Source organism: Bilifractor sp. LCP19S3_H10 (genome assembly GCF_052119185.1).
Classification (GTDB): domain Bacteria; phylum Bacillota; class Clostridia; order Lachnospirales; family Lachnospiraceae; genus Bilifractor.
Genome location: NZ_JBQKFT010000051.1, coordinates 1 through 1,359, shown reverse-complemented (window position 1 = coordinate 1,359; position 1,359 = coordinate 1). Strand labels below are relative to the sequence as shown.

General features: G+C 50.2%; 3 rRNA genes. All 3 read left to right on the top strand.

Annotated features, from left to right (window positions below):
- Positions 1-93 (top strand): 16S ribosomal RNA (locus ACTQZS_RS15330); the annotation flags it as partial.
- Between the two features lie 166 nt (positions 94-259).
- Positions 260-377: ribosomal RNA gene (gene rrf / locus ACTQZS_RS15325) — 5S ribosomal RNA — on the top strand.
- A 333-nt stretch (positions 378-710) separates the two neighbouring features.
- A 23S ribosomal RNA gene (locus ACTQZS_RS15320) occupies positions 711-1,359 on the top strand; the annotation flags it as partial.

Genomic DNA, 1,359 nt, shown 5'->3' with positions numbered 1-1,359 from the left:
CAAGGGAGGGAGCAGTCGAAGGCAGGGCCGGTAACTGGGGTGAAGTCGTAACAAGGTAGCCGTATCGGAAGGTGCGGCTGGATCACCTCCTTTCTAAGGAATGAATGAGTACGTGCATGAGCACTTAATGAGAACGACTGAAAGGAAGTTCGAATTTAGTGCGAGCCGTGCAGTGCCCTTAGCGAAGCGGAACGCTGAGCTTAGTAGCACTGCAGAGGATGTGTTTTACTGTTGAGCCGTCAATGTGACGACAAAACTTGCTGGTGGCGATGCGCCCGGGGGAGACACCCGTTCCCATTCCGAACACGATGGTTAAGACCCGGGCGGCCGAAAATACTATGCCGGAGACAGTATGGAAAGATAGGCGGCCGCCAGCATCCTTACAACAAATCTAAAAACTTTACCGGTGATACGAGCTGAGAAGATAAACTTTTCGGCTGGTATGGCTGATAAAGCCAGATACGTACCTTGAAAACTGAATACACAAACGATTCCAAAAAGAAATCCAAAGCACAATCGAAAAATCAAAAGATTTTGAAATTGTTCACGAAGATAGGAAGACATCCGAGGCGTTACAGAGGAAGCAGAAATGATTCCGATGAACGTTTCATGGATAACATTCTTTTGCCGGAGTGTTATCCGAAATGCAATTTATGCAAAATGTGTTTTCAGGTCTACGCTAAGATCTGAAGGCACGGCCATTTTACAATAGGTCAAACATAAAGGGCGCAGGGCGGATGCCTTGGCACTGAGAGCCGAAGAAGGACGTGATTAACTGCGAAAAGCCGCGGGGAGACGTACATAGTCATTGATCCGCGGATGTCCGAATGGGGAAACCCGCATGAGCAAACCTCATGCATCCATGCATGAATCCATAGTGTATGGAGGGAGACCTGCTGAACTGAAACATCTAAGTAGGCAGAGGAAAAGAAAGAAAACTCGATGTCCCAAGTAGCGGCGAGCGAACCGGACAGAGGCCAAACCGGAGTGCATGCATTCCGGGGTTGCGGACAGCCAGAACGTACTGAAGAAGGCAGCCGAATAAGTTTGGGAAACTTATCCATAGAGCGTGAGAGACGCGTAGGCGAAACCGGAAGCAGACAAGGCTGCACCAGAGTACCACGGGACACGGGAAACCCTGTGGGAAGCCGGAGGGACCACCCTCCAAGCCTAAATACTCTCAGTGACCGATAGCGCATAGTACTGTGAAGGAAAGGTGAAAAGAACCCCGGGAGGGGAGTGAAAGAGAACCTGAAACCCTGTGTCTTCAAACTGTTGGACACCGATACATGACCGGTGGACAGCGTACTTTTTGTAGAACGGTCCGGCGAGTTGCCGGTGCTGGCGAGGTTAAGGACT